At 65.7% G+C, this 23,101-nt stretch carries 27 protein-coding genes; 20 read left to right on the top strand and 7 right to left on the bottom strand.

What is annotated here, in order from left to right:
• Window positions 1–82 precede the first annotated feature (82 nt).
• A complete protein-coding gene (pncA, locus tag P3T42_RS02500; RefSeq protein ID WP_429305090.1) occupies window positions 83–736 on the top strand; it encodes a bifunctional nicotinamidase/pyrazinamidase in 654 nt (217 codons plus the stop codon).
• On the top strand, window positions 729–1,907 hold the full coding sequence (locus tag P3T42_RS02495; RefSeq protein ID WP_429305089.1) for an acetyl-CoA C-acyltransferase: 1,179 nt from the start codon (window positions 729–731) through the stop codon (window positions 1,905–1,907). The genes pncA and P3T42_RS02495 overlap by 8 nt, the downstream gene beginning before the upstream one ends.
• Before the next feature lie 7 nt (window positions 1,908–1,914).
• Here the strand turns inward: P3T42_RS02495 and P3T42_RS02490 are convergent, their stop codons facing one another.
• On the bottom strand, window positions 1,915–2,634 hold the full coding sequence (locus tag P3T42_RS02490) for a DsbA family protein (RefSeq protein WP_429305088.1): 720 nt from the start codon (window positions 2,632–2,634) through the stop codon (window positions 1,915–1,917).
• Between the two features lie 43 nt (window positions 2,635–2,677).
• A complete protein-coding gene (locus P3T42_RS02485; protein WP_143788413.1) occupies window positions 2,678–3,184 on the bottom strand; it encodes an LEA type 2 family protein in 507 nt (168 codons plus the stop codon).
• A gap of 201 nt (window positions 3,185–3,385) precedes the next feature.
• Here P3T42_RS02485 and P3T42_RS02480 point away from each other — a divergent pair, with 201 nt between their 5' ends.
• The gene (locus P3T42_RS02480; protein WP_074298761.1) at window positions 3,386–3,976 is read left to right on the top strand and encodes a BPSL1445 family SYLF domain-containing lipoprotein; all 591 of its coding nucleotides are present in this window, start codon (window positions 3,386–3,388) and stop codon (window positions 3,974–3,976) included.
• 78 nt (window positions 3,977–4,054) lie between these two features.
• Here P3T42_RS02480 and P3T42_RS02475 read toward each other — a convergent pair whose 3' ends face one another.
• Window positions 4,055–5,041, bottom strand: a complete 987-nt coding sequence (locus P3T42_RS02475) for a zinc-dependent alcohol dehydrogenase family protein (RefSeq protein WP_429305087.1) — start codon at window positions 5,039–5,041, stop codon at window positions 4,055–4,057.
• Between the two features lie 115 nt (window positions 5,042–5,156).
• Here P3T42_RS02475 and P3T42_RS02470 point away from each other — a divergent pair, with 115 nt between their 5' ends.
• The 4 genes from P3T42_RS02470 (at window position 5,157) to P3T42_RS02455 (ending at window position 8,553) form a co-directional block, all read left to right on the top strand.
• Entirely contained in the window at window positions 5,157–6,011 is an 855-nt protein-coding gene (locus tag P3T42_RS02470) for a LysR family transcriptional regulator (protein ID WP_429305253.1), read from the top strand.
• Between the two features lie 181 nt (window positions 6,012–6,192).
• Complete coding sequence (locus P3T42_RS02465) at window positions 6,193–6,534, top strand: PadR family transcriptional regulator (protein WP_074298769.1); 342 nt, start codon at window positions 6,193–6,195, stop codon at window positions 6,532–6,534.
• Window positions 6,531–7,661 (top strand): DUF1700 domain-containing protein, encoded by a 1,131-nt coding sequence (locus P3T42_RS02460; RefSeq protein WP_074298770.1) that lies wholly within the window; start codon window positions 6,531–6,533, stop codon window positions 7,659–7,661. The genes P3T42_RS02465 and P3T42_RS02460 overlap by 4 nt, the downstream gene beginning before the upstream one ends.
• 94 nt (window positions 7,662–7,755) lie before the next feature.
• On the top strand, window positions 7,756–8,553 hold the full coding sequence (locus P3T42_RS02455; protein ID WP_074298772.1) for a BPSS1780 family membrane protein: 798 nt from the start codon (window positions 7,756–7,758) through the stop codon (window positions 8,551–8,553).
• 45 nt (window positions 8,554–8,598) lie between these two features.
• Here P3T42_RS02455 and P3T42_RS02450 read toward each other — a convergent pair whose 3' ends face one another.
• The gene (locus tag P3T42_RS02450; RefSeq protein WP_074298774.1) at window positions 8,599–9,057 is read right to left on the bottom strand and encodes a GNAT family N-acetyltransferase; all 459 of its coding nucleotides are present in this window, start codon (window positions 9,055–9,057) and stop codon (window positions 8,599–8,601) included.
• A 75-nt stretch (window positions 9,058–9,132) separates the two neighbouring features.
• Window positions 9,133–10,047 carry an AraC family transcriptional regulator gene (locus tag P3T42_RS02445; protein WP_429305086.1) on the bottom strand — a complete coding sequence of 305 codons (915 nt, stop codon included), beginning with the start codon at window positions 10,045–10,047 and terminating at the stop codon, window positions 9,133–9,135.
• 102 nt (window positions 10,048–10,149) lie between these two features.
• Here P3T42_RS02445 and P3T42_RS02440 point away from each other — a divergent pair, with 102 nt between their 5' ends.
• From P3T42_RS02440 to P3T42_RS02410, 7 genes are all read left to right on the top strand, one after another.
• Window positions 10,150–10,899, top strand: a complete 750-nt coding sequence (locus P3T42_RS02440) for an SDR family oxidoreductase (RefSeq protein WP_429305085.1) — start codon at window positions 10,150–10,152, stop codon at window positions 10,897–10,899.
• A gap of 79 nt (window positions 10,900–10,978) precedes the next feature.
• Complete coding sequence (locus P3T42_RS02435; protein WP_429305084.1) at window positions 10,979–11,737, top strand: SDR family oxidoreductase; 759 nt, start codon at window positions 10,979–10,981, stop codon at window positions 11,735–11,737.
• Between the two features lie 273 nt (window positions 11,738–12,010).
• Window positions 12,011–12,313, top strand: coding sequence for a Dabb family protein (locus P3T42_RS02430; protein ID WP_429305083.1), 303 nt, complete (start codon window positions 12,011–12,013; stop codon window positions 12,311–12,313).
• Window positions 12,314–12,415: 102 nt separating this feature from the next.
• Entirely contained in the window at window positions 12,416–12,862 is a 447-nt protein-coding gene (locus tag P3T42_RS02425; RefSeq protein WP_074301602.1) for a PaaI family thioesterase, read from the top strand.
• 88 nt (window positions 12,863–12,950) lie between these two features.
• Window positions 12,951–13,949 (top strand): NADP-dependent oxidoreductase, encoded by a 999-nt coding sequence (locus P3T42_RS02420; RefSeq protein ID WP_074298791.1) that lies wholly within the window; start codon window positions 12,951–12,953, stop codon window positions 13,947–13,949.
• A gap of 34 nt (window positions 13,950–13,983) precedes the next feature.
• Window positions 13,984–14,850, top strand: coding sequence for an SDR family oxidoreductase (locus tag P3T42_RS02415; protein ID WP_074298793.1), 867 nt, complete (start codon window positions 13,984–13,986; stop codon window positions 14,848–14,850).
• A gap of 91 nt (window positions 14,851–14,941) precedes the next feature.
• Window positions 14,942–15,916 carry an alpha/beta hydrolase gene (locus P3T42_RS02410; RefSeq protein ID WP_074298796.1) on the top strand — a complete coding sequence of 325 codons (975 nt, stop codon included), beginning with the start codon at window positions 14,942–14,944 and terminating at the stop codon, window positions 15,914–15,916.
• Between the two features lie 41 nt (window positions 15,917–15,957).
• On the opposite strand, the gene P3T42_RS02405 is transcribed toward P3T42_RS02410, so the two are convergent.
• The gene (locus P3T42_RS02405; RefSeq protein ID WP_429305082.1) at window positions 15,958–16,788 is read right to left on the bottom strand and encodes an NRDE family protein; all 831 of its coding nucleotides are present in this window, start codon (window positions 16,786–16,788) and stop codon (window positions 15,958–15,960) included.
• 55 nt (window positions 16,789–16,843) lie between these two features.
• Window positions 16,844–17,896, bottom strand: coding sequence for a YgfZ/GcvT domain-containing protein (locus P3T42_RS02400; protein WP_429305081.1), 1,053 nt, complete (start codon window positions 17,894–17,896; stop codon window positions 16,844–16,846).
• Window positions 17,897–17,974: 78 nt separating this feature from the next.
• Here P3T42_RS02400 and mltG point away from each other — a divergent pair, with 78 nt between their 5' ends.
• The 6 genes from mltG (at window position 17,975) to P3T42_RS02370 (ending at window position 23,095) form a co-directional block, all read left to right on the top strand.
• Entirely contained in the window at window positions 17,975–18,985 is a 1,011-nt protein-coding gene (gene mltG, locus P3T42_RS02395; RefSeq protein WP_429305080.1) for an endolytic transglycosylase MltG, read from the top strand.
• Window positions 18,985–19,605 (top strand): dTMP kinase, encoded by a 621-nt coding sequence (gene tmk, locus P3T42_RS02390; RefSeq protein WP_074298801.1) that lies wholly within the window; start codon window positions 18,985–18,987, stop codon window positions 19,603–19,605. Before mltG ends, tmk begins: the two co-directional genes overlap by 1 nt.
• A 93-nt stretch (window positions 19,606–19,698) precedes the next feature.
• Window positions 19,699–20,736: a DNA polymerase III subunit delta' gene (locus P3T42_RS02385; protein ID WP_074298803.1), complete on the top strand. Its 1,038-nt coding sequence runs from the start codon at window positions 19,699–19,701 to the stop codon at window positions 20,734–20,736.
• A gap of 177 nt (window positions 20,737–20,913) precedes the next feature.
• Complete coding sequence (locus P3T42_RS02380) at window positions 20,914–21,420, top strand: N-acetyltransferase family protein (RefSeq protein ID WP_429305079.1); 507 nt, start codon at window positions 20,914–20,916, stop codon at window positions 21,418–21,420.
• An 81-nt stretch (window positions 21,421–21,501) separates the two neighbouring features.
• Window positions 21,502–22,293 (top strand): TatD family hydrolase, encoded by a 792-nt coding sequence (locus P3T42_RS02375; RefSeq protein WP_429305078.1) that lies wholly within the window; start codon window positions 21,502–21,504, stop codon window positions 22,291–22,293.
• 52 nt (window positions 22,294–22,345) lie between these two features.
• Entirely contained in the window at window positions 22,346–23,095 is a 750-nt protein-coding gene (locus tag P3T42_RS02370; protein WP_429305077.1) for an ankyrin repeat domain-containing protein, read from the top strand.
• Window positions 23,096–23,101: the final 6 nt, after the last annotated feature.

Here is a 23,101-nt window from a genome sequence, read left to right as displayed (position 1 = left end):
GTGCTGGATTCAGGTGAGGCGGGCTGCGCGCGAGCGACAGCCCGCTGACGGCAAAGTGAACGAGGTAACGCGAGGTGCCGCGATGAAAGATGCCGACGACGTTCTGCTCGTCATCGACGTGCAGAACGATTTCATGCCTGGCGGCGCATTAGCGGTCGCGCACGGCGATGAAGTGGTACCGGTCATCAACCGGCTGGCGCGTGAGTTCAGTCACGTCGTGCTGACGCAGGACTGGCATCCGGCTGCGCACATCTCGTTTGCGGCCAATCACGCGGGCCGCTCGCCGTTCGACATGCTCACGCTGCCGTATGGCGAGCAGGTGTTGTGGCCCACCCATTGCGTGCAGGACACGCCGGGCGCGGCCTTGCATCGGGATCTCGACATTGCTCATGCACGTGCGGTGATTCGCAAGGGGCACCACGCCGGCGTCGATAGCTACTCGGCTTTTCTCGAAGCCGATCGCAAGACGCCGACGGGCCTCGGGGGCTATCTGCGCGAAGTGGGCGTGAAGCGCGTCTGGTGCTGTGGCCTTGCGACGGACTATTGCGTCGCCTGGTCCGCGCTCGATGCACGGGCAGCAGGATTTGAGGTTGCGCTGATCGAAGACGCGTCGCGCGCCATCGATCTCAACGGTTCGCTCGAGGCCGCATGGCGCCATCTGCACGCAGCGGGTGTCAAGCGCGTGCAGGCCGCGGACCTACATTCAACATTGGAAGCAGGAGACATGCATGACTGACGCCGTAATCGTATCGACCGCCCGCACGGGTCTTGCCAAATCGTGGCGCGGCGCTTTCAACCTGACGCACGGCGCGACGCTCGGCGGCCATGTGACGCAAGCCGCGGTCGAGCGGGCCAAACTCGATCCGGCTCGCGTCGAAGACGTGATCATGGGTTGCGCGAATCCGGAAGGCGCGACGGGCGGCAACATCGCCCGGCAAATCGCTTTGCGCGGCGGCTTGCCCGTCAGCGTGCCGGGCATGACGGTCAACCGTTTCTGCTCATCGGGCCTGCAGACGATCGCCTTGGCCGCGCAGCGGGTGATTGCCGGTGAGGGCGAGGTGTTCGTCGCGGGCGGGGTGGAGTCGATCTCGTGCGTGCAGAACGAGATGAACCGCCACATGATGACCGAAGGCTGGCTGAACCAGAACAAGCCCGAAATCTACTGGTCGATGTTGCAGACCGCCGAGACCGTGGCCAAGCGCTACTCGATTTCGAAGGAGCGCCAGGACGAATACGGCGTGCGTTCGCAGCAGCGTGCGGCGGCCGCCCAGGAAGCCGGCCGGTTCAACGACGAGATCGTCCCGATGACGGTGCTCGCGGGCGTCGCCGACAAGGCCAGCGGCCGGCTCTTTACGAAGGAAGTGACGATTGCCGCCGACGAAGGCATCCGCGCCGACACGACGCTCGAAGGCGTGTCGAAGATTCGCACGGCGCTGCCGGGCGGCGTGATCACGGCCGGCAACGCGAGCCAGTTTTCGGACGGCGCGTCGGCCTGTGTGGTGATGAACGCCAAGGTGGCCGAACGTGAAGGGCTGCAACCGCTGGGGATTTTCCGCGGCTTCGCCGTGGCGGGTTGCGAGCCTGACGAGATGGGCATTGGGCCGGTGTTCGCGGTGCCGAAGCTGCTCAAGCAGGCCGGCCTGAAAGTGGGCGATATCGACCTGTGGGAGCTGAACGAAGCGTTTGCTGTGCAGGTGCTGTACTGCGCCGACAAGCTGGGCATCCCGCACGACAGGCTCAACGTGAACGGCGGCGCGATTGCGGTGGGCCATCCGTACGGCGTGTCGGGTGCGCGTCTGACCGGACATGCGCTGATTGAAGGCAAGCGGCGCGGCGCGAAGCTGGTGGTCGTGACGATGTGTATCGGCGGCGGGCAGGGCGCGGCGGGCTTGTTCGAAGTGGTCTGAGCGCCGCTCAGTCCGGCAGCGCGCAGCTACCGTCGGCGCAGTCGGCTGCGGGATTCGCTTGCTGCGTCACGCTGCGCGCGGCGTCTGCTTCGTCCTGAAGCAGGCGCTGCAACATCGCGGCCCATTGATCCGGGTGGCCGATAAACTGGCCGGCATCGATAACCGCGAGCGTCCCATTGGCGGGCTCCACCGCAAACGTCGGAAAACCACGCGCACCGGTACGCGCCAACAAGGCGCGGCTCGCTGCGATATGGTCATGCGTCGCCTTGCCGGCGACCCGCTCGAATTCAGCGGCGAACGCCACAGGATCGAGGCCGAGTTGGGCCGCCTGTCCGGTCAGCACATCACGGTCGGCAATGCGCAGGCCTTCCTCATAATGCGCCCGCTGCAGGCGGTGAATCATGTCGAGGCCGCGCGTGTCGAGCGCCTCGGCGGCGAGGATCGCTGTGATCGGCGGTTCGGAATCCATTATCGCGGTGGTATCGCGCAGCAGGCCTTCGAAATACGCCTCACCGAACGGCTGACCGGAGAGCGCCGCGATGCGCGCGTCGTGCGGCATCACATAGTCGCGCCATTGCGGCGTGATGGGACGCCGGTTGCTGCCCGCGAGCATGCCGCCGGCGTGGAACGCGACGGCGAGCCCGGACAGTGCGCGGGCCGCTTCGACCAGCGGCGCGACCGCATAGCACCAGCCGCATAGCGGATCGAAAATGTAATGCAGTTTCATCGTGGACGTTCGGTTGATTGGCAAATGCGGGTCTCGCGAGGCATCACTGCCCGGCTATCCCGAGTGACGGCAGCGACAGCACACCTTGATCGAGAAAGCGCGTGCCCCCCGTCAGGCCGCCGGCCAGCCGTCCATGCAAGATGTAGGGATACTGGCCGGGCAGCGTATCGCTGCCGGCGACCGAGTAGGCCTGATGCAGGACCGCAAACGCGGGCACCGTCAACGGTACGTTCACGACGGTCTCGCCGTAGCGCGGCACCGTGCCGTGCTGATCGCTGACGCCGCTGGCGAACGCGTTGCCGTTCAACTGCAGATCCACCGAGACGCCGTCGAAGTTCAGCGCGTCTTCGTTGGGATTCTGGACTCGCAGCTTCAGGTTGAAGCGCATCTCCATCCCCTGGTTGTCGAGCGGTTCGATGCCGGCCACGCTCACCCGCAGCGGGTCGTGGCCGAACCACCCGGCACAGCCACCGAGCGTGAGCGCCGCGAGCAAGCCCGCCGCGAGGAGACGGGCAGAGCGGCCGGACCACAACAGACGAAGGAAGGGCATAGCGGGCACCTCGAGACGGACTGGGTTGGGTTGGGGTTGGGCGGTATTCTACCGGCAAGCTCTGTTTGCTGGTGTGACCACCTATTGACGGAACACGCGTGCAATGAAACGGTTGCAGAGGGATCGAAAACCGACTTCAATGCCGTACTAACGCGATTCGTGCCCGTTATCGCGCAACCCTCTCTTCATAGGAACGCAACAATGCACCGACGTCAATTCATTACCGGTACCAGTGTGCTTCTCGCGTCGAGCGGCCTGACGCTGGCAGGCTGCACCACCACGCCGCTCGGCTCAGGTGAGACCGCCGAGGACTACACGCAACAGCGCAACACGATCAACGCCGGTATCGATTCGACGCTCGCCCGTCTGCAGAGCTCGGTGCATGGTTCGCAGGAGATCCTTGGCAAAGCCCGCGGTGTGCTGGTGTTTCCTTCGGTGTTTGCGGCCGGTTTCTGGTTCGGTGGGCAGTACGGGCAGGGCGGCCTGCGCGTCGACGGGCAGACGACCGGTTACTACAGCACCGTCGCCGGCTCGTTCGGCCTGCAGATCGGCGCGCAATCCAAGGCCATCATCTTTGCCTTCCTGACGCAGCAGGCGCTCGACCGCTTCATGCAAAGCCAGGGCTGGGCGGCCGGGGCGGACGCCACCGTCGCGCTGGCGAAGATCGGCGCGAACGGCAATCTCGATACCTCCACGGCGATGAGCCCGGTGGTCGCGTTCGTGCTGACCAACGCTGGACTGATGGCGGGCATCTCGCTCGAAGGGACCAAGGTTTCGCGGCTGGTTATCTGATCCGGGTGGCGCCGGGATAGTACGGCTGACGCCCTTGGGATCCAGTCCACCACTCGCCGTGCGTTCTCCAAGCCCCGCTCAGGCTATCTCCACCACCACTTTGCCGCGGGCGGTGCCGCTCGTGATGGCATCGTAGGCGAGTTCGGCCGAGCCCAGATCGAAGCGGCGCGGATCGAGACGCGGCACGAGCTTGCCCGCTTCCGCGAGCCGCGTGGCCTCGCGCAGCATGGCGCCGTGATGGGCGCGATGCTCGCCGGTGAGCAGCGGATACAGGGTGAACACGCCCGAGTAGCTCGCTTCTCGAAACGACAGCGGCGCGAGGGCATGGGTGCCCCAGCCCAGCGCGCTCACCACATGGCCGAAGTGCCGGACCGCTGCGAACGACGCATCGAGGGTCGCGCCGCCGACCGTATCCACCACCAGTTCGAAGCCTTTGCCGTCTGTCGACGTCGCCACATACTGCTCGACGGTGTGCGCCCGATGGTCGATCGGCGTGGCGCCCAGGTTCGCCACGAAATCCAGATCGCGCGTGCTCGCCGTGGCGAACACCTGCGCGCCGATCGCACGCGCCAGTTGCACGGCGACATGTCCGACACCGCCGGCACCGCCCTGGACCAGCACGGTTTGCCCGGCCTGCAGCCGCGCCCGGTCCACGATGCCCGCGTAGGCGGTGATGAAGGCGAGCGGCAAGGCGGCGGCTTCGCGCATCGACAGGTTCGCCGGTTTGAGGGCGAGCAGGTCGGCGTCGACGGCTGCGTACTGGGCGAGCGAGCCCTGGATGCCGCCCACGCCGCCGGTCATGCCGTACACCTCGTCACCGACCTTGAACGTGCTAACGCCAGGCCCGACTGCTTCGACTACGCCCGCCATGTCGATACCTAACACCAGCGGCAACGGATGCTTCGCGTGCTCGGCAGTGCCGGCGCGGATCTTGGTATCGAGCGGATTCAGCCCGCTCGCCGCAATCCGCACGAGCACCTGACCCTGCGACGGGCGCGGCCGGGAGAGTTCGGTCAGTTCGAGGGGACCTTGGTAACGGTTGAGTACGAGGGCGTGCATGGACATGGCGATCTCCGTTCCGGTTGAGTCGGCGCTGCGAAAAGTCCATACTCGTCCATGCGAAACAGCATGTAAATCAACATCGATGCATGGGAATCAAACGAAAATGATTGGGCGCGAGATGGACTGGAGCGACGTGCGCATCTTCCTGGCCATTGCCCGGGCTGGCACGTTGGGCGCGGCGGCGCGGCAAGCCGGCCAGACCCAGCCGACGATGGGCCGGCGTCTGCGCGCGCTCGAGGAGGCGACGGGGCAAGCGCTGTTCCAGCGCACCCGCGACGGCTTCGTCCTGACCGACGAGGGCGCGGCGGTACTAGCCTATGCCGAGCGAATGGAAGAGGAGGCGCTTGGCTTCACCCGCGCGCTGGCCGGCAAGGACGCCCAGTTGACGGGCTTGCTGCGCGTGTCGTCGTCGGACTGGTTTGGGATCCACGTGTTGACGCCGGTGTTCGCGCGTTTTTTGGCCGGGCAGCGGGGGGTGTCGATCGAACTGGTGACGGATTCGCGCCGCTACAACCTGGCGCGCCGCGAGGCGGATCTGGTGTTCCGCATCACACCGTTCGACGAGGCCGGCGTCATCCAGCGCAAGCTGATGCATATGGAGTACGCGTTGTACGGACGTCAGGATCTCGTCGCCCCGCAAGCAGGCGACGGCGAGGGCCACACGCTCGTCACGATGGACAGCGCGTTCGGGACGCTGCCCGACGTGGCGTGGGCCAAACGCATGCTGCCGAACGCGCGGATCGCGTTCGGCAGCAACAACCGTGGCGCGCAGGCGCGGATGTGTGCCGAGGGCGGCGGTTTTGCGGTGCTGCCGTGCCTGCTCGGCGACGCGACCGCCGGACTGCGGCGTATCGATCTGGGCGAAGCGCCGCCGGGCCGGGACGTCTGGTTCGGCTACCACCGCGACCTGCGCCGGGTGGCGCGCCTGCGGGCCTTGCTGGACGCGACGATCGAGGCGCTGGGCGAGAGTTGATGGGGCATGATCGCGTTGTGTCAGGGTTAAAACCACGATCCGGAGATATGTATAAAACGGTACCTTGCATAAAACAGTAGACCCTGCTACATTTCAGCCATGGTCACCGAGGCCATCAGTCCGCCCGGTGACAGTGCATAGCACGGTACCTTGCAACGCACACTACAATCCGTGGAATGTGATGAAAACGCAGTTAAAAAAAGGAACGCTCGATATGTGCGTACTGGCTGTCCTGGCCCGAGGGGATAGCTACGCGTACGAGCTGGTGTCGACGCTCGCTGAAACCATGGAAATCAGCGAAGGCACGATCTACCCTTTGATGCGCCGGCTGCAGGCCGAGGCATGGGTGTCGACCTACCTCGTCGAATCGAGCTCCGGGCCGCCGCGCAAATACTACTCGCTGACCGGAACCGGTCGCCGCAGTCTGCTGGAGATGGAAGACGAATGGCGCAGTTTCGTGGATGAGGTCAACGGCGTGCTTGGACAATCCGGCATAAAAATGAACCCAGGGGAAAACCCATGAAGCAGGAAGTATTCATTGAAGCGCTACGGCAGGAGTTGAGCAGTCTGCCGAAGCATGCGGTCGATGAAATCATTGCGGACTATCGCGAGTACATCGGCGACGCGCTTGCCGCCGGGCGGCGCGAAGAAGAGGTGGTCGCGGCCCTCGGCGACCCGGTCAAGCTCGCTCGCGAACTGAAGGCGCAGGCGAATTACCGTCAGTGGCAAGACCGCCGGTCGTTCAGCAACCTGGTTCGCGTGATCATGTCGATTTCCGCGCTGGGCCTGCTGAACGTTCTGCTGCTGGTGCCGTTCATGGTGTACCTGGTCATTCTCACCGTCGGCTACGTTGTGTCCACGGGGTTGACCATCGCCGGGCTGGTTGGGGTGCTCGCCTTGAGCGGCCATCACTTCTTCGGCAAGCCCGGACATGGCACGGTGTCGTTCAACATCGACACCAACGCCAGCGCACCCGCCAATGCTGCCGCGGCCGGCGCGTCGGAGACGAAGGATGCGGACGACGATGGCGACGACGACACGCCGGGCAATCTGAAGAGCCTGAAGATCGTGGGCGACCGTTTCGTCTTCAATCTGCAGGACGACAGCAAGCTGGAGCTGGTGACGCGCTCCGGCTCGATCGAGATTCATAACGACGGCGACAACTTCCGCTTCGAGAGTTCGTCCGACGCTGCCCGGCATCTGCTGAAGAGGGGCGACGACGGTACGTGGAGCATCGCTCGCGACGAAGTGGTGACGCTGGAGTTGAAAGACGACGACGAGAAAGTATCGTTCGTGCGTTCCAGCACCGATCCCAAGTCGGGCGTCTGGGACATCTCGAGCGACGACGGCGACAACGTCAAGCTAGAGCAGGACGAGCAGGGCAAGACCCATCACCTGACGGCGCATAGCGGCCAGGACACGGTGGACATCGCCGACGGCAAGGTTGCCATCAACGACGGTCACAACGTGATCCGGGTGGCGGGATCGGACGGCAAGTACACCTACGCGATCGTGATGTTGCCCATCGGTCTGCTCGGTCTTGCGCTCTGCATCTGGCTGACGCGGATTACCTGGCGCGGCATGGCGCGCTACGTGAAGCGGCAAATCGACGTCGTCTCGGCGAGTCTCGACCGCCAGCAGACGTCCTGAAGAAGCACGGGAAGTACCCGAATACCGAAGTACCGGATATCTGAACCCTTAGTAGTCCGTATAACCACTTTTCGCTTTAAAAGAGGAAATCGTCATGAACATCGATTATCCGAGCGACGTTTCTAAGGAAACCCGTCTCCATCGTGTCCCGGCACTGCCTTTTTCCGGTGGAAGAGAAGTCAATCCTCTGCGGATTGCCGACTGGTTGATGAGCGGCTTGCGTGCCGCCGGCGTGCAGCCGGTGCTGTGGCTCAGCGTGTTGCTGATCTGCGCCGATTTCGCGACCGCGCTGGTGTTCCTGCCGCTGTTGCGTCCGCTGGCGGTGCTGCTGGCGCCGCTCGTCGTGGGTGGGCTGATGGTGATTCAGGACGGCGCCACGAAGGACCAGCCGGTGTCGCTGCGCGAAGCGTTCGCGGCGCTGGCGCGGCGCAGCAACGCGCTGTGCGTGATCGGGTTGTACGGCGCGGCGATCGTTGCCGTCGGTTACGTGATCCTGCTGGCGACGTTCCATGTTTCGTTGAACGCCTCGGTCACATCTAGCGGCGTGCATAACCTGTCGATCAGCTACGGTGGCGACCACGGCGTGCGCGGCGCGCTTGAATCGCTGCTCGGCGCGTCGATCTTTGCGGTCGCGATTGCTTCGGCCTGCTTTGCGCCGGCACTGGTGATGCTGCACGACATGACCCCGCATGACGCGATGATCGCAAGCCTGAGCGGTGCCGCACGCAACTGGCCTGTGACGCTGATGTACTTCGCCGCGATGACGGTGGCCGTGCTGTTCGCACCGATGGTGCCGCTGGCGCTGCGCGCCCTGGTGCTGACGCCGCTTCTGACCGCTGTGCCGATGCTGTCGATCTACGGCGCCTACCGGGATGTTTTCCTCGGACGCTGAGCGGGACCCCTGGTGGGTACGCGGATGGGCTGGAAGCGGTCTGCGTTAGCGTTGCAGCAGATCCTTCTCCATGAAAACGCTCAACGGATCGGGCCGGTAGTCCGCGAACGGCTCGCGGGCAACGAAGCCGGCCCGGCCGTAGAGACCGAGCGCCGAATGGCTGTCGATGCCGGTTTCCAGACGCAGCCAGCGCACGCCGTGCGCACGCGCCTGATGCTCGAGCTTCGCGAGGATGGCTTTGGACAGTCCCTGGCCACGAGCCTGCGGCTCCACCCACATGCGCTTGATCTCGGCCCAATCGCCTTTCAGGACCACGGCGCCGGTCGCCAGCGCTTCGCCGGCGGCGTCACGGGCGACATGAAACAGCACGCCAGGTTCGCGCAACGAATCGAGCGGCAAGAGATGGTTGCTCTCCGCCGGATAAAGCTTCGCGGCTTCTGCGTCGCCATGTTCGAGCAGGGCGATGATGTCGGGCTGGGCGGGATCTTCGATAGCGATGTTCATGTGTGACGGGGTCGTTGTAAGCGGATGGTCAGGCAGGCGTGAGCGTATCAAAGGTGGCGAAAGCGTGCTTGCGTTTCAGGTGGGGGCAACCGTCTGTTCCTCGCGCGCATACTGCGTCGGCGGCCGGCCGACGTGCCGCGTGAAGGCGACGCTGAAGGTGCTGGCGGAGCTATAGCCGACGCGCTGCGCAATCTCGGCGATACGGCCTTCATTGCGGCGCAGCAGGTCCTTCGCGAGGGCCATGCGCCAGGTGAGCAAATATTCCATCGGCGCGATGCCGACCGCTCGGCTGAAGCGCTCAAAAAAGGTCGAGCGCGACAGCGCAGCCTCCTTCGCCAGTTCGGCAACCGTCCACGCGCGGGTCGGGTGCGCGTGCATCCCGCGGATCGCGGCCGCGAGGCGGCCGTCGGCGAGCCCGCGCGCGAGGCCCGGCGACGCGTGGGTTCCGGTTGTAGAGCGCAGTGCCTCGATGAGCAGCACTTCCAGCAGCCGTGCGAGCACGACCTCGCGCGCGGGCCGCTGTTCGCGCGACTCGTCCCGCACGAGTTGCACAAGCGTGGCGAGCCGCTGTTCGCCGCGGACATGCACGAATTGCGGCAGCAGCGAGACCAGCAGCGACGCATCGGGCGAACCGAAGCTGCAGTGGCCCACCATCATGCGCACGTCGGCCGGGCCGTCCGGGGCGCCGACTCTGAATTCGTTGTTGCCCAGCGCGACGGGCGCCGCCGTCTCGACGTCCGCTGGCGGCGGCTCGAGACTGGACATCGCGACGCCATAAGCCGCGGGAATCAGGACGAAGTCACCCGACTGGAGCGCGATCGGCTCGTGTCCGTCGATTGCTATGCGGCTGCCGCCCTCGAGGATCGCGCAATAGAACGGCTCGCCGGCATCGGAGCGGCTGACGCGCCAGGCGCCCGCTCCGAGAACGAGTTTGGAGAACCGGGCACCCGGCTGCAGCAGCGTGACCACTTCGGCCAGTGGATCGATCATCGCCGGACTCCTGCAAATGAAATTCGGATGATTGATTGTAGCAAGTACGGACTCGGCGATCTATCGTAGGGGCATACGCAATCCACCCCCACAGGAGTACCTATGCCAACCGTCCTGATCTCCGGCTGCTCGTCCGGATTTGGCCTTGAGATCGCCCGCTACTTCCATGCTCGCGACTGGCAGGTCATCGCCACGATGCGCACGCCCCGTGCCGACCTGCTGCCGCCTTCAGAGCGTCTGCGCGTCCTGGCGCTCGACGTCACGAATCCGCAGAGCATTCGCGAGGCGGTCGAGGCCGCGGGCCCGATCGACGTCCTCGTCAACAACGCGGGTTTCGGCGCGGCGTCGCCGGCCGAACTCGTGCCGCTTGCGACGGTGCGCGATCTGTTCGAAACCAACACCTTCGGCACGATCGCGCTGACGCAAGCGGTGTTGCCGCAGTTTCGGCAGCGCGGGGCCGGCGTCGTGGTGAACGTCACGTCGAGCGTGACGCTGAGGGCGCTGCCGCTGATCGCCGCGTACCGCGCGAGCAAGGCGGCCGTGAACGCGTTCACCGAGTCGATGGCGCTGGAGATGGAGCCATTCGGCGTGCGGGTGCGCCTCGTGCTGCCGGGCCGTGCGCCCGACACCCGCTTCGGCGACAACGCGCGCGCCCACATGCACGGCTTCGACCACGAGGCCTACGCCGAGCTCGTCAAGCAGGTCATGGCGCACTTAGGGGACACGTCTGCCCCGGTCACGCGGGCACAGGACGTCGCCGAAGCCGTGTGGCGGGCGGCGACCGACCCGTCATCGCCGCTGCACATTCCGGCCGGCGCCGACGCGCAAGCATGGGCGGCCGAGCGTCGCTGAGCGGCCGGTGTCACCGCTTTGACGCGAGAAGCAAAACCGGCTTCCGAGCAACACAGAGCAACACCACCAGGAGATTGCCATGCAGGACAAACCCGTCGCTCTCGTCACCGGGGCTAATCAGGGAATCGGTCTTCAGATCGCCAAGGATCTCGTGGGCCACGGCTTCACGGTGCTGGTCGGGTCGCGCGATCTCGTGCGCGGCGAGGCTGCGGCCACCGAGGTCGGGCCGCAGGCCCACGCACTCCAGCTCGATGTGACGGATCAGGCTTCGATCGCGGCCGCGGCGCAACGCGTGCGCAACGAATTTGGCCGCCTCGACGTGCTGATCCAGAATGCGGCCATCTCGAACACCAGGAAGCAGCCCGGTCAGTCCGTCGAGGCGTACTCGAAGACGACCCGTCCAAGCAACGTCTCGCTCGATGAAATGCGCGCAGTGTGGGACACCAACGTGTTCGGCGTGCTGGCCGTGTACCAGGCGATGCTGCCGCTGCTGCGTGAAGCGCCGGCTGCCCGCATCGTCAACGTGTCGAGTGGCGTCGGTTCGCTCACGACGAACTCGGATCCGGCCTTCGCCTACCGGGCGATCTTCGGCCCTGTCTACCCCGCGTCGAAGACGGCGCTTAATGCGTTGACCGTCGCCATGGCGCTCGAACTGGAGCCGGAGGGCATTAAGGTCAACGCGGTTTCGCCGGGCTATACCCGGACGAATCTCAACGGCTATTCGGGCACGGAGACGGTCGAGGAGGGCGCTCGCGAAGCGGTGCGCGTCGCGCTGCTGGGTCCGGACGGTCCCACCGGGACGTTCACGCGCTGGGAAAACGAAACGATCCCATGGTGATGTCGTCCTGATTCAGCGCCTGAGCGGCGGTACCGGTGCGGGTACCGCCGCCACCGTCTCGCCACCATCGCTTCAAGTCCCCCAGTTTCGCCTCAACATAACGACCCCCTCAGTCCGTAAGTTTGATAGGCTTGGAAGTTGCCTCAGCCTGCCTGATCCATGCGTCTGTCAATGCCCTGCTCTGGAGCGTGGGTATTGAACGACGCCGCGAGGCAAGCCGGGCAAGCACCTTAACTCTCTCTTTACGGACTGGCGGGCACCGCCAGCAACACCATGATTCGACACATCGTCATGTGGAAACTGAAGGAATCGGCACAAGGCGCGAGCCGCGCGGAAAACGCTGCCAAGCTCAAGGAAAAGCTCGAAGGCTGCCGCGACATCGTCCCGGGCATCCTGCACCTCGAAGTGGGGCTGGCCGGGCCGGGTCTCGAATCGACCTATGACGTGGTGCTGCTGTCCGACTTCACCGACAAGGCCGCGCTCGACGCCTACCAGGTTCATCCCACGCATCTGGCGCTCAAGGATTTCGTCGGCGCGGTGCGTGAAACGCGCGAATGTGTCGACTACGTCGTCTGACACGCAGCAATGACTGATTCGCAGAAAGAGGCCGGCCACCCGGAGTCCGGCCATTCCGCCGCGGCTCCCGCTGCGCCCGGCGTTGCCCCCAACGCATTGGCCGTGCTCGAAAGTCCCTTTGTCGATCTCCTCGGCGTGCAACTGGTGTCCGCCGCGGACGGTGTCAGCGAAGTCGTTCTGCCGCTCGCGCCGGACCATATGAACACGTGGGCGGTCGCCCATGGCGGCGTGACCATGACGCTCGCCGACGTCGCGCTGGCCATGGCCGCGCGCAGTCTGGCGGGCGACGGCGTCGGCGTCGTCACGGTGGAAATGAAGGTCAACTTCATGCAGCCGGGGCGCGGCGAGTTGCGCGCTTCTGCGCGCGTCCTGCATCGTTCGACTACGATGGCCTATTGCGAAGGCGAGATCCGCGATAGCGAAGGCCATTTCGTCGCCAAGGCGCTCGGCACTTTCAAGTACATGCGGCGTCTTGCCGTGGGCCGCGACGTGACGCATCAGCGTCTGCGCAGCGACCCGTCCGCGAAACCCGGTCCCAGCGACGGTTGATGGCGGCGCCGGGACGTGCTTATGCGCACGTCCCGCGCGGCACGTCGACCGGTGGCCGGCCTTACCTAAAATTATGGAGACGATCGTCATGACCCAGATCAACCGTCAACTCGTGCTTGCCTCGCGTCCGGAAGGCGCGGCCACAACGGACAACTTCAGGCTCGTCGAAACGCCGCTGGCGCCGCTTGCGGAAGGGCAGTTTCGCGTGCGCAATCACTATCTGTCGCTCGATCCGTACATGCGCGGTCGCATGAACGACAGCAAGTCCTATGCAGCGCCGCAGCCGCTCGACGAAGTGATGATCGGCGGCACCGTGGGCGAAGTGGTGGAGTCGAAGCATCCGAAGTTCGCCGCGGGCGACAAGGTGGTCGCGATGTTCGGCTGGCAGGAATACGGCACCTCCGACGGCACTGGCGTGCGCAAGGTCGACGACACCCATGTGCCGCTCTCCGCCTATCTCGGCTCGGTGGGCATGCCGGGCGTCACCGCGTGGTACGGGCTGAACCGCATCATCGCGCCCAAAGCCGGCGAGACGGTGGTGGTCAGCGCGGCGAGCGGGGCGGTCGGCAGCGTCGTCGGGCAACTGGCGAAGCTGGCGGGGGCACGGGCGGTCGGCATCGCCGGCGGCGAGGACAAGTGCCGCTATGTGGTCGAGAGCCTCGGCTTCGACGCCTGCGTCGACTACAAGGCCGGCAATCTGTATCAGGACCTCAAGGCGGCGACGCCGGAGGGTGTCGATGGCTACTTCGAGAATGTCGGCGGCGAGGTGCTCGACGCAACGCTCGCGCGGATGAACGCGTTCGGCCGCATCGCGCTGTGCGGGATGATTGCCAACTACGACGGCGAACCTCTGCCGCTCAAGCGTCCGGCGTTGTTGCTCACGCAGCGCTTGCTGGTGCAAGGCTTTATCGTCAGCGAGCATCCGGACGTGTGGCCCGAAGCGCTCACGCAACTCGGCACGCTCGTCGCGCAAAAGAAACTGCATTATCGCGAGAGCATCGCGCAGGGGCTCGAACGGGCGCCCGAGGCGTTTATCGGCCTGCTCAAAGGCAAGAACTTCGGCAAGCAACTGGTCAGGCTGATCTGACGTTGCGCGTTCAGGACACTAGCGGAGACACCTGATGTTCGAGTTCGAAGGCAAAGTGGCGGTCATCACCGGCGCGGCGAGCGGCTTTGGGCGCGCGTTTGCGGAACAGGGCGCGGCGCTCGGCATGAAGCTGGTGCTGGCCGACGTCGATGGCGCCGCGCTTGCGCAAACCGTCGAGGCCTTGCGTGTGGCCGGCGCCGATGCGATCGGCGTGCCGACCGACGTCGCCGACGCCACCCAGGTCGAAGCGCTGGCGCTGGCGGCGCTCGACGCGTTCGGCAAGATTCATCTGCTGTTCAACAACGCGGGCGTGGGCGCCGGCGGCTTCCTGTGGGAAGGCACGGCGAACGACTGGGCGTGGGTGTTCGGCGTCAACGTGATGGGCGTCGCGCACGGCGTGCGCGTGTTCACGCCGATCATGCTGCGGCAGAACGAGCCGGCGCATATCGTCAATACGGCTTCGGTGGCGGGGTTGTTGTCGCCGCCCGCGATGGGCATCTACAACGCCTCCAAACACGCGGTCGTCTCGTTGACGGAGACGCTCTATCACGATCTGCAGAACGCGGGCGGACAGGTGGGGTGTTCGCTGCTGTGTCCGGCCTTCGTGCCGACCGGCATCGCCAACGCCGAACGCGCCCGTCCCGAGACCTTGCGTAACGACGCGGCGCCGACCCGCTCGCAACTCGCCGCGGGCAAGCAACTGCAGCGGGCCGTGCAGTCGGGCAAGCTCAGCGCGAAGGATGTCGCGGAGCTCACGTTCGAGGCGATCGAAGCAGGGCGCTTCTACATCATCACGCACCCGGCGATCCTGCCGACCGTGCATCTGCGCCACGAGGACATCGAACAGCAGCGCAATCCGACCGATCCGCTCTCGCTCAAGCCGGAGGTCAAGGGCGAGTGAAGGGCGAGTGAAGGGTAAGGGGGCGCTGCGGCTTCATGGCATCATACGGCGCTCACTCCACCCATGGCGCGCCCGCGCCGCCCGACGCACGATGCCGCTGAATCCGCAGATCGAGTTGATACTCGACATGATCGCGCGCGCGAAGCGCCCGCCGTACCACACGCTCACCGCGCAGGAGGCGCGTGCTTCTTACGAGAAGAGCGCGCCGATTCTGGAGATTGCCGGTGCGCCGATGTTCTCCGTCGAGGATCTCGCGGTGCCGACGCGCGACGCGGCGACGATCCGCGCACGGCTCTATCAGCCAGCGGAGCCGAGCTGGGCTGAGCCCGCGCCGGCGCTCGTGTACTACCATGGCGGCGGCTTTACGGTCGGCAGCGTCGACACGCATGACGCCCTGTGCCGGATGTTCGCGCGCGACGCGCGCTGCATGGTGCTGTCGGTCGATTATCGGCTTGCGCCGGAACATAAATTTCCCACTGCCGTGAACGATGCGTTCGATGCGTTGCACTGGCTGCACGCCAATGCCGCGCTGTATGGCGTCGACTCGGGGCGAATCGCCGTCGGCGGCGACAGCGCGGGCGGTACGCTCGCCACGGTCTGCGCGGTACTGGCACGCGATGCCGGTCTGCCGCAACTGGCTTTGCAACTGCTGATCTATCCGGGCACGTCAGGGCATCAACAGACCGACTCTCATGCTCGGCTCGCTGAGGGCTATCTGCTTTCGAGCGACACCATCCAATGGTTTTTCGAGCAGTACGTTCGCGACGCGGGCGATCGCGACGACTGGCGTTTTGCGCCGCTCGACGGCACGCGCGGCGCACCGGTGTTCGGCGGCCTCGCGCCCGCCTGGATTGCGACGGCGGAATACGATCCGCTGAGCGACGAGGGCGCTGCGTACGCAGAGAAGCTGCGCGCGGCGGGTAACGAAGTCACGCTCAAGCGGTACGCCGGCATGATCCACGAGTTCTTCAAGATGGGCGGCTTCGTGCCGGAGGTGGCGCAGGCTCATGCGGATGCGGCGGGGGCGCTGCGTCTGGCGTTTGGGGTCGATCCGGAGTCGGACTGAACGTCGAAGCCCGAAGCCTGAATCGAAGATGCAAGCCCGTCTCAGCGCTCGATGTTGAACGCGAAACTGCGCTCGAAGTCCCCCGGCCGGACCACACGATGCGAGCCGTTGTCGTCGCTGCGTTCGGCGACGGCGGCGCTGAGATGCTCGCCATGCGTGCAGTTCGCCACCACCCTCAACGCCGTCGTGCCGCGCGTGCCGTATTCCGGCGACTCGATGAATGCCGCCGACAACACCCGCTCGCGTTCGAGCGGAATGCCGGTCGACGGCAACTCGTCGTCGCGGGCGAGTTGCGGATCGCGCATCAGATCGATGAGCCGTTCGAGCGGCACCAGCGGATCCGCGGCCAGCAGCCCGCCTAGTTCCGCGCGCTTGCGCACGAGCTTGGGCCAGGGTGTGTCGAGTACGGCATTGGAGATGCCATGCGTGCCGGCTGCGAGCAAGGCAGGACCCGTCGCCGACCGGTTGCAATACCAGCCGAGTTCACGCCGCGACCAGTCGCCGACCAGCAGGTTAAAGCCGTTATAGATTTCGCCGTCCTGCGCGACTTGCTGCAGGTAATCGAGCGGCGCGAGCCCGGCGGACGGTTCGCCCAGCAGCCAGTTGCTCACCAGCGTGCCGCGCGTGGGCGCATCGGGACGCATTTCGTGCGGCGCCCGGTAGTTGGTCAGCGCCGCGAAGCGGCCGTCGCGCGTCATGCCGAGCCATGTGCCGCCGCCCAGCAGATCGCGTCCGGCCAGCAAACCCGGCGCCTCGGACCACCAGTGCATCGGCTCGGCGGTACGGCGAAAGAACTCGTCGCGGTTGGCGGCAAGCGTAAAGAGCGGCCCGTCGATCGCAGCGGGCCGCCAGTCGAAGACGATCAGGCACATCGGGGGAGGTCTCCCGCAGTGGGGTGAGGGTGCGCGGCAATCGCGCGAGGCCGCCTCAAACCTCGGCGGGCAGCGCGTACGGCAGCGGCAGGAACGTCAGCGCCGGCCCCTCGGCCGAGCCCAGATGCACCGTACCGGTTTCCAGCGCCGCCAGCTTGACCTCCACCAGCACATCCACGCCGCCATCCGGCGCCGAGGCGGCATTGACGACCATGCCGCACGGCTGCCCCGGATCGTCCGAATGGAACACCTCCGCACCCGCCAAAACCGACTCCAGCTCGCCGGCGACGTTCGCGAGCGCCGTGCGCCGCTTGATCGTGCCGCGATACTGGCTGCGCGCGACCACTTCCTGGCCCGGATAGCATCCCTTGCGGAAATTCACGCCGCCGAGTACGTCGAAGTTGACCATCTGCGGCACGAACTGCTCGACCACCGGCTGGGTGATGCGCGGCTCGCCGGCGCGGATATCGAGCCAGTCCCACACGGCCGCCGAGGCGCGCGTGAGCTTGCCCTCTAGTACCGGCAGGCGCGCTTCGACCTCGGCCTTCGGTCCGACCCACAGATAACGCAGGCGCCCGAGCGCGTCCGGCACGCGGATCAGCGCACCCGCCGGGCCGTCCACCTTGACGTGCACGCCGTCCGGCACGGCGTCGAACACGCCCGAGAGCGCCTTGCGCACGTCGCCCGCGAGACCCACCACGGCGAGTTCGCCGCTGGCGTCCGTGAGCTTCGCCTTGGCACGCAGCACGAACATCGACAGACGTTTTTGCACCGCGGCCTGGACGTCTTTCGACACCAGCAGACGGATCGTCTCGCCGCTGCGCCAGCTCAGAAACGATGCCAGCAGGCGGCCCTTGGCCGAGCAGTAGCCGGCCAGACGGACGTTGGCCGCTTCCAGATGCTGGGTGTCGTTGGTCAACTGGCCGTGCAGGAAGCTCGCCGCATCGTCGCCGGTCGCATCGATGACGCCGAATTGCGTGAGCGGCATATAGGCGCCGTGTGCCGTCACCGCCTCGAATTCCTCGCGCGCGGGGCGCGGCAGCGGGGCGAGCGTGACCGGCGAGGCGGCGGAAGCGGTGCCGGGAGCAGAAGCGAGCGGTGCGTTCATGGATTCAGAGAGCAGTCAATTGTGACTTTAGCTAGGGCAAGCAAGTATTATATGGGGTCCACCCCAGCCATGTTTCGCATGTCCCTTCTGAAGAAATGTCTCGTTGCCGGCACGATCGTCGTTGCGCTGGCCGCAGCCGCCATTGCCGGCGGATACCATTGGGCCAACACCCCCATCAGCCTGACACCCCCGCAACTCGACGTCACCGTCAAACCGCACAGCAGCCTGCGCAGCGTCACGCTGCAGCTGAACCGCGGCGGCGTGCCGGTCGAACCGGAGCTGTTCGTCGTCATGACGCGCCTGCTCGGGCTGCAAAGCGAGCTCAAATCGGGCAACTACGAGTTCAAGAGCGGCGTGACGCCGTATGAAGTCCTGCAGAAGATCGCCCGCGGCGACGTCAACGAATACGTCGCGACGATCATCGAAGGCTGGACTTTCAAGCGCATGCGCGCCGAGCTGGACACCAATCCGGCGCTCACGCACGACACGGCCGGCATGACCGACGCCCAGTTGCTCTCCGCGATCGGCGCACCGGAAGCGACGCTCAGCAACGGCGAAGGGTTGTTTTTCCCCGACACGTATCTGTTCGACAAGAACACCAGCGACCTCGACGTCTACCGCCGCGCCTATCACCTGATGCGCGAGCGCCTCGACGAAGCGTGGATGGCACGAGCGCCAGGGCTGCCGTACAAAACGCCTTATGATGCACTGACCATGGCGTCGATCATCGAAAAGGAAACCGGCAAGGCCTCGGACCGGCCGATGGTCGCGGCGGTGTTCGCCAACCGGCTGCGCGTGGGCATGCCGCTGCAGACCGATCCGACGGTGATCTACGGCATGGGCGACAGCTATACGGGCCATCTGCACAAGCGCGATCTGCTGACCGACACTCCTTACAATACCTATACGCGGATGGGCCTGCCGCCCACTCCCATCTCGCTGCCTGGGGTCGCGTCGCTGCAGGCGGCGCTGAACCCGGCGCAAACCACCGCGCTGTACTTCGTGTCGCGCGGCGACGGCAGCAGCATTTTTTCTGACACACTCGGCGATCACAACAAGGCCGTCGACAAATATATTCGAGGGCAATGATGGCGCGGGGCAAATTCATCACGTTCGAAGGCATTGACGGTGCGGGCAAGACCACCCATCTCGCGTGGTTTCGCGAGCGCCTCGAACAGCACATCGCGGCGGGCGGCCGGTCGGTCGTCATGACGCGCGAGCCGGGTGGCACCGCGCTCGGCGAGTCGCTGCGCGAGATCCTGCTGCACCAGAAGATGGACCTCGAAACCGAGGCCCTGCTGATGTTCGCGGCGCGCCGCGAGCACCTGGCCCAGGTGATCGAGCCGGCGCTGGCGCGCGGCGACTGGGTGCTGTCGGACCGCTTCAGCGACGCGACTTTCGCCTATCAGGGCGGCGGCCGCGGCCTGCCGCGCGACAAGCTCGAAGCGCTCGAGCGCTGGGTGCAGGGCGGCTTCCAGCCGGACCTGACGCTGCTGTTCGACGTGGCGCCGGATACCGCCAGCGAGCGGCGCAGTTCGGCGCGCGAGCCGGATCGCTTCGAGAGCGAATCGGATGCGTTTTTTACCCGCACCCGTGCCGAGTATTTGCGCCGCGCGGAAGAAGCGCCGTACCGGTTCGCTATCATTGACTCTTCGCAGAGCATTCCGCACATTCAGAAAAGACTCGAAGAGTTGATCTCAACGCTTTGATTTTAAATAAATATAAACGCCAATTATAACGAGTTGCCAGCTCGCGTCGGACTCGAACAAGCGCTGTCAACCGATTGAATTCAAAGAGAAACGATGATTTATCCGTGGCAAGCCGATGACTGGAACCGCCTGCAACAACTGCGCGGGCACTGGCCGCATGCGTTGTTGCTCCATGGGCAGGCGGGGATCGGCAAGCTGCGCTTCGCGCAGCATCTGGCGCAAGGCCTGCTGTGCGAGGCGCAGCTTCCCAACGGCGAGCCGTGCGGCGCCTGCGCCGCCTGTCACTGGTTCGTGCAGGGCAACCATCCGGACTACCGGATCGTGGTGCCGGAGGCGCTGGCTGCCGAAGCGGGCCTCACCAACGCCGCTGCGGACGAAAAAGCCGACAAGGCCGACGCCGACGACAGCAAAAAGACTCGCGCGCCGAGCAAGGAAATCAAGATCGAACAGGTGCGCTCGCTGCTGGATTTCACCGGCGTGGGTTCGCATCGCGGCGGCGCCCGGGTGGTCGTGCTGGCGCCGGCCGAGGCGCTCAACGTCGCGGCCGCCAACGCGCTCCTGAAGACGCTGGAGGAGCCGCCCGCGGGCGTGGTGTTCCTGATGGTCTCGGCGCGCATCGACCGGCTGTTGCCCACCATCATCAGCCGTTGCCGCCAGTGGCCGATGACGGCGCCCGCAGCGGAGGTGGCCACGCCGTGGCTGGCCGCCCAGGGTGTGGCGGATGCGCCGGCGCTGCTGGCCGAAGCGGGCGGCGCGCCGCTCACCGCGCTGGCGCTCGCCAGCGACGAAAACCGCACGCTGCGCGACTGGACCCTCAAGCAACTCGCCGCCGGCCCGCAGTGCGATGCCTTCGCCTGCGCCGAGGCGCTGCAGAAGCTGCCGGTGCCGCTCGTGCTCGGCTGGCTGCAGCGCTGGCTGTACGACCTGCTCGCGCAACGCACCGCCGGCGCGCCGCGCTATTTTCCGCAGGCCGCAACGGCGCTCACGCGCTGCGCCGCGCAGGCCGACGCCACCGCGTTCGCCCGTTTCACCAAGACGGTGACGCGCCAGCGCGCGGTGGAAAACCATCCACTTAACGCCCGGCTAGTCTTCGAGGAGCTGTTTATCGGCTACCGCGACCTGTTTGCTTAAGCCTGCTGAGTGAGGGCGCCGCGCGCTGTTCGCCCGGTCGCGGGCTGGCCCGAACGAAGCGCGGGCCACTTTGCCGCCGGTCCGCTGCGCGATGGATACCCGATCGACCCCCGACCCGATCGATACCCGCTGGAACCCGCTTCAACCCGACTGACCCCTGACAAGTTCGCCATCACCATGAGCCTTTCCTACCGCGATGCCACGCTCGACGATCTGCCCGCCATCGTCGCCATCTACAATTCGACCGTGCCGTCGCGCCAGGTCACGGCGGATCTGGAGCCGGTGAGCATCGAAAGCCGGCTCGCCTGGTTTCACGCCCACGGACCGGCCAAGCGTCCGCTGTGGGTGGTCGAAGGGGAAGGCCGGGTGATCGCCTGGCTGAGCTTTTCGGACTTCTACGGCCGCCCCGCGTACTCGCATACCGCCGAGGTCAGCATCTATCTGGACGAAGCGGCACGCGGCAAAGGGCTCGGCAAACAGTTGCTGGCGGCGTCGCTGGAAGCCGCGCCGGGACTCGGCATCGACACCGTGCTGGGCTTCATTTTCGGCCACAATGAAGCGAGCCTGCGGCTGTTCCGCAGCTTCGGCTTCGGCGACTGGGGCGCGCTGCCGCGCGTCGCGGTGCTGGACGGCGTCGAGCGCGACCTGCTGATTCTCGGGCGCCGGCTCGAGCCGTCTGCCTGACCTGTTTGCCCGAAGCGGGCGGTCCCCGATCCCGCTTCATAGGCCTTGGTACCACCACCGGATTCATCGCAGGACACCACCATGTTTGTCGACTCGCACTGCCACATCAACTTCGAAGGACTCGCCGACCGCCTGCCGCAGGTCATCGAGAACATGCGCAGCCACTCGGTCACGCATGCGCTGTGCGTGTCCGTCGACCTCGAGAGCCTGCCGTCCGTGCTGGCGGTCGCCGAGGCGTATGAGAACGTCTACGCCTCGGTCGGCGTACATCCGGATCACGAGGATGCCCAGGAGCCGAGCGTCGCCCAACTGGTCGAACTGGCCGAACACCCGAAAGTGGTCGCCATCGGCGAGACGGGGCTCGATTACTACCGCCTCGAAGGCCGCACGATCGCCGACATGGAATGGCAGCGCGAGCGCTTTCGCACCCATATCCGTGCCGCGCATGCCACGGGCAAGCCGCTGATCGTCCATACCCGCTCGTCGGCGCAAGACACGCTGCGGATCATGGCCGAGGAGCGCGCGGGCGAGCCGGGCGGCGTGATGCACTGCTTTACCGAGCCGTGGGCAATCGCGGAACAGGCGCTGGCGCAGAACTTCTATATCTCGCTCTCCGGCATCGTCACATTCAAGAGCGCGACCGACGTGCAGGACGTGGCGCGGCGCGTGCCGCTCGAGCGGCTGCTGATCGAAACCGACTCGCCGTACCTCGCCCCCGTGCCTTATCGCGGCAAGCCGAATGAACCTGCGTACGTAAGTTATGTCGGACGCTTCATCGCACAACAACGCGAGATGCCGGATGCGGCGCTGGCCGCCGCCACGACGGACAATTTCTTCCGGCTCTTCAGGATTCCTGCGCCGGCCGGCACTTGAATCCTGAAATTGAATATTATCAACAGGATAGAGACGTTTCTTAAAGCCATCTATGAACAACTACTCGACTCAGACCCACGCCCAGATCGCCACGTCGTCCGCCGCCAACCGCACGCGGGGCCTGTCGCCATTGCGGCGCGGCGCCGTCCGGGTGGCCCGGCTCGCGCTGGCCGGCGGTTTCGCCTGCGCGGCATTCGCCGCGCTGCCGGTGCAGGCTGCGCCGGCTGACACCATGATCAAGGCCGTCAAGTTCGACGACGTCAACGAAGTCAACAAGCAGCTTTCGCACGGCATGGACCCGAACATGACCGACGACCAGGGCATGCCGCTGCTGGTGCTCGCCGCCCGCGAAAAGTCGGACAAGGTCGCCGCCGCGCTGGTCGCCAATCCGAAGACCAACATCGAGATCACGGACAAGGCCGGCGAAAACGCCATGATGCTGGCCGCGCTGAACGGCGACATGGAGATGGTGCAACTGCTGATCTCGAAGGACGCCGAGGTCAACAAGAAGGGCTGGGCGCCGCTGCACTACGCGGCCGCCAACGGCCATGACGACATCGTCAAGCTGCTGCTCGACCACTCGGCCTATGTCGACGCCGGTTCGCCGAACGGCACCACGCCGCTGATGATGGCGGCGCGCGGCGGCCATATCTCGACCGTGAAGCTGCTGCTCGACAACGGCGCGGATCTGAACGTGAAAAACCAGATCGGCATGAACGCGCTGGACTTCGCCAAGCAGTACAAGGAACCGGACGTCGTCGAAGGCCTGACGGCGCGCATGCAGCAGACGCAGCCGAAGTAAGGCAGC

Source organism: Paraburkholderia sp. GAS38, from assembly GCF_050434965.1.
Classification (GTDB): Bacteria; Pseudomonadota; Gammaproteobacteria; order Burkholderiales; family Burkholderiaceae; genus Paraburkholderia; species Paraburkholderia phenazinium_A.
Note: the sequence above shows the minus strand (reverse complement) of the source record. Positions and strands in the feature narration are given on the sequence as shown.

Bases quoted from the DNA above. Each gene is read 5' to 3' on its own strand.
- pncA (WP_429305090.1), top strand. From the start codon at position 83: ATGAAAGATGCCGACGACGTTCTGCTCGTCATCGACGTGCAGAACGAT.
- P3T42_RS02495 (WP_429305089.1), top strand. From the start codon at position 729: ATGACTGACGCCGTAATCGTATCGACCGCCCGCACGGGTCTTGCCAAA.
- P3T42_RS02490 (WP_429305088.1), bottom strand. From the start codon at position 2,634: ATGAAACTGCATTACATTTTCGATCCGCTATGCGGCTGGTGCTATGCG.
- P3T42_RS02485 (WP_143788413.1), bottom strand. From the start codon at position 3,184: ATGCCCTTCCTTCGTCTGTTGTGGTCCGGCCGCTCTGCCCGTCTCCTC.
- P3T42_RS02480 (WP_074298761.1), top strand. From the start codon at position 3,386: ATGCACCGACGTCAATTCATTACCGGTACCAGTGTGCTTCTCGCGTCG.
- P3T42_RS02475 (WP_429305087.1), bottom strand. From the start codon at position 5,041: ATGTCCATGCACGCCCTCGTACTCAACCGTTACCAAGGTCCCCTCGAA.
- P3T42_RS02470 (WP_429305253.1), top strand. From the start codon at position 5,157: ATGGACTGGAGCGACGTGCGCATCTTCCTGGCCATTGCCCGGGCTGGC.
- P3T42_RS02465 (WP_074298769.1), top strand. From the start codon at position 6,193: ATGAAAACGCAGTTAAAAAAAGGAACGCTCGATATGTGCGTACTGGCT.
- P3T42_RS02460 (WP_074298770.1), top strand. From the start codon at position 6,531: ATGAAGCAGGAAGTATTCATTGAAGCGCTACGGCAGGAGTTGAGCAGT.
- P3T42_RS02455 (WP_074298772.1), top strand. From the start codon at position 7,756: ATGAACATCGATTATCCGAGCGACGTTTCTAAGGAAACCCGTCTCCAT.
- P3T42_RS02450 (WP_074298774.1), bottom strand. From the start codon at position 9,057: ATGAACATCGCTATCGAAGATCCCGCCCAGCCCGACATCATCGCCCTG.
- P3T42_RS02445 (WP_429305086.1), bottom strand. From the start codon at position 10,047: ATGATCGATCCACTGGCCGAAGTGGTCACGCTGCTGCAGCCGGGTGCC.
- P3T42_RS02440 (WP_429305085.1), top strand. From the start codon at position 10,150: ATGCCAACCGTCCTGATCTCCGGCTGCTCGTCCGGATTTGGCCTTGAG.
- P3T42_RS02435 (WP_429305084.1), top strand. From the start codon at position 10,979: ATGCAGGACAAACCCGTCGCTCTCGTCACCGGGGCTAATCAGGGAATC.
- P3T42_RS02430 (WP_429305083.1), top strand. From the start codon at position 12,011: ATGATTCGACACATCGTCATGTGGAAACTGAAGGAATCGGCACAAGGC.
- P3T42_RS02420 (WP_074298791.1), top strand. From the start codon at position 12,951: ATGACCCAGATCAACCGTCAACTCGTGCTTGCCTCGCGTCCGGAAGGC.
- P3T42_RS02415 (WP_074298793.1), top strand. From the start codon at position 13,984: ATGTTCGAGTTCGAAGGCAAAGTGGCGGTCATCACCGGCGCGGCGAGC.
- P3T42_RS02410 (WP_074298796.1), top strand. From the start codon at position 14,942: ATGCCGCTGAATCCGCAGATCGAGTTGATACTCGACATGATCGCGCGC.
- P3T42_RS02405 (WP_429305082.1), bottom strand. From the start codon at position 16,788: ATGTGCCTGATCGTCTTCGACTGGCGGCCCGCTGCGATCGACGGGCCG.
- P3T42_RS02400 (WP_429305081.1), bottom strand. From the start codon at position 17,896: ATGAACGCACCGCTCGCTTCTGCTCCCGGCACCGCTTCCGCCGCCTCG.
- mltG (WP_429305080.1), top strand. From the start codon at position 17,975: ATGTCCCTTCTGAAGAAATGTCTCGTTGCCGGCACGATCGTCGTTGCG.
- tmk (WP_074298801.1), top strand. From the start codon at position 18,985: ATGGCGCGGGGCAAATTCATCACGTTCGAAGGCATTGACGGTGCGGGC.
- P3T42_RS02385 (WP_074298803.1), top strand. From the start codon at position 19,699: ATGATTTATCCGTGGCAAGCCGATGACTGGAACCGCCTGCAACAACTG.
- P3T42_RS02380 (WP_429305079.1), top strand. From the start codon at position 20,914: ATGAGCCTTTCCTACCGCGATGCCACGCTCGACGATCTGCCCGCCATC.
- P3T42_RS02375 (WP_429305078.1), top strand. From the start codon at position 21,502: ATGTTTGTCGACTCGCACTGCCACATCAACTTCGAAGGACTCGCCGAC.
- P3T42_RS02370 (WP_429305077.1), top strand. From the start codon at position 22,346: ATGAACAACTACTCGACTCAGACCCACGCCCAGATCGCCACGTCGTCC.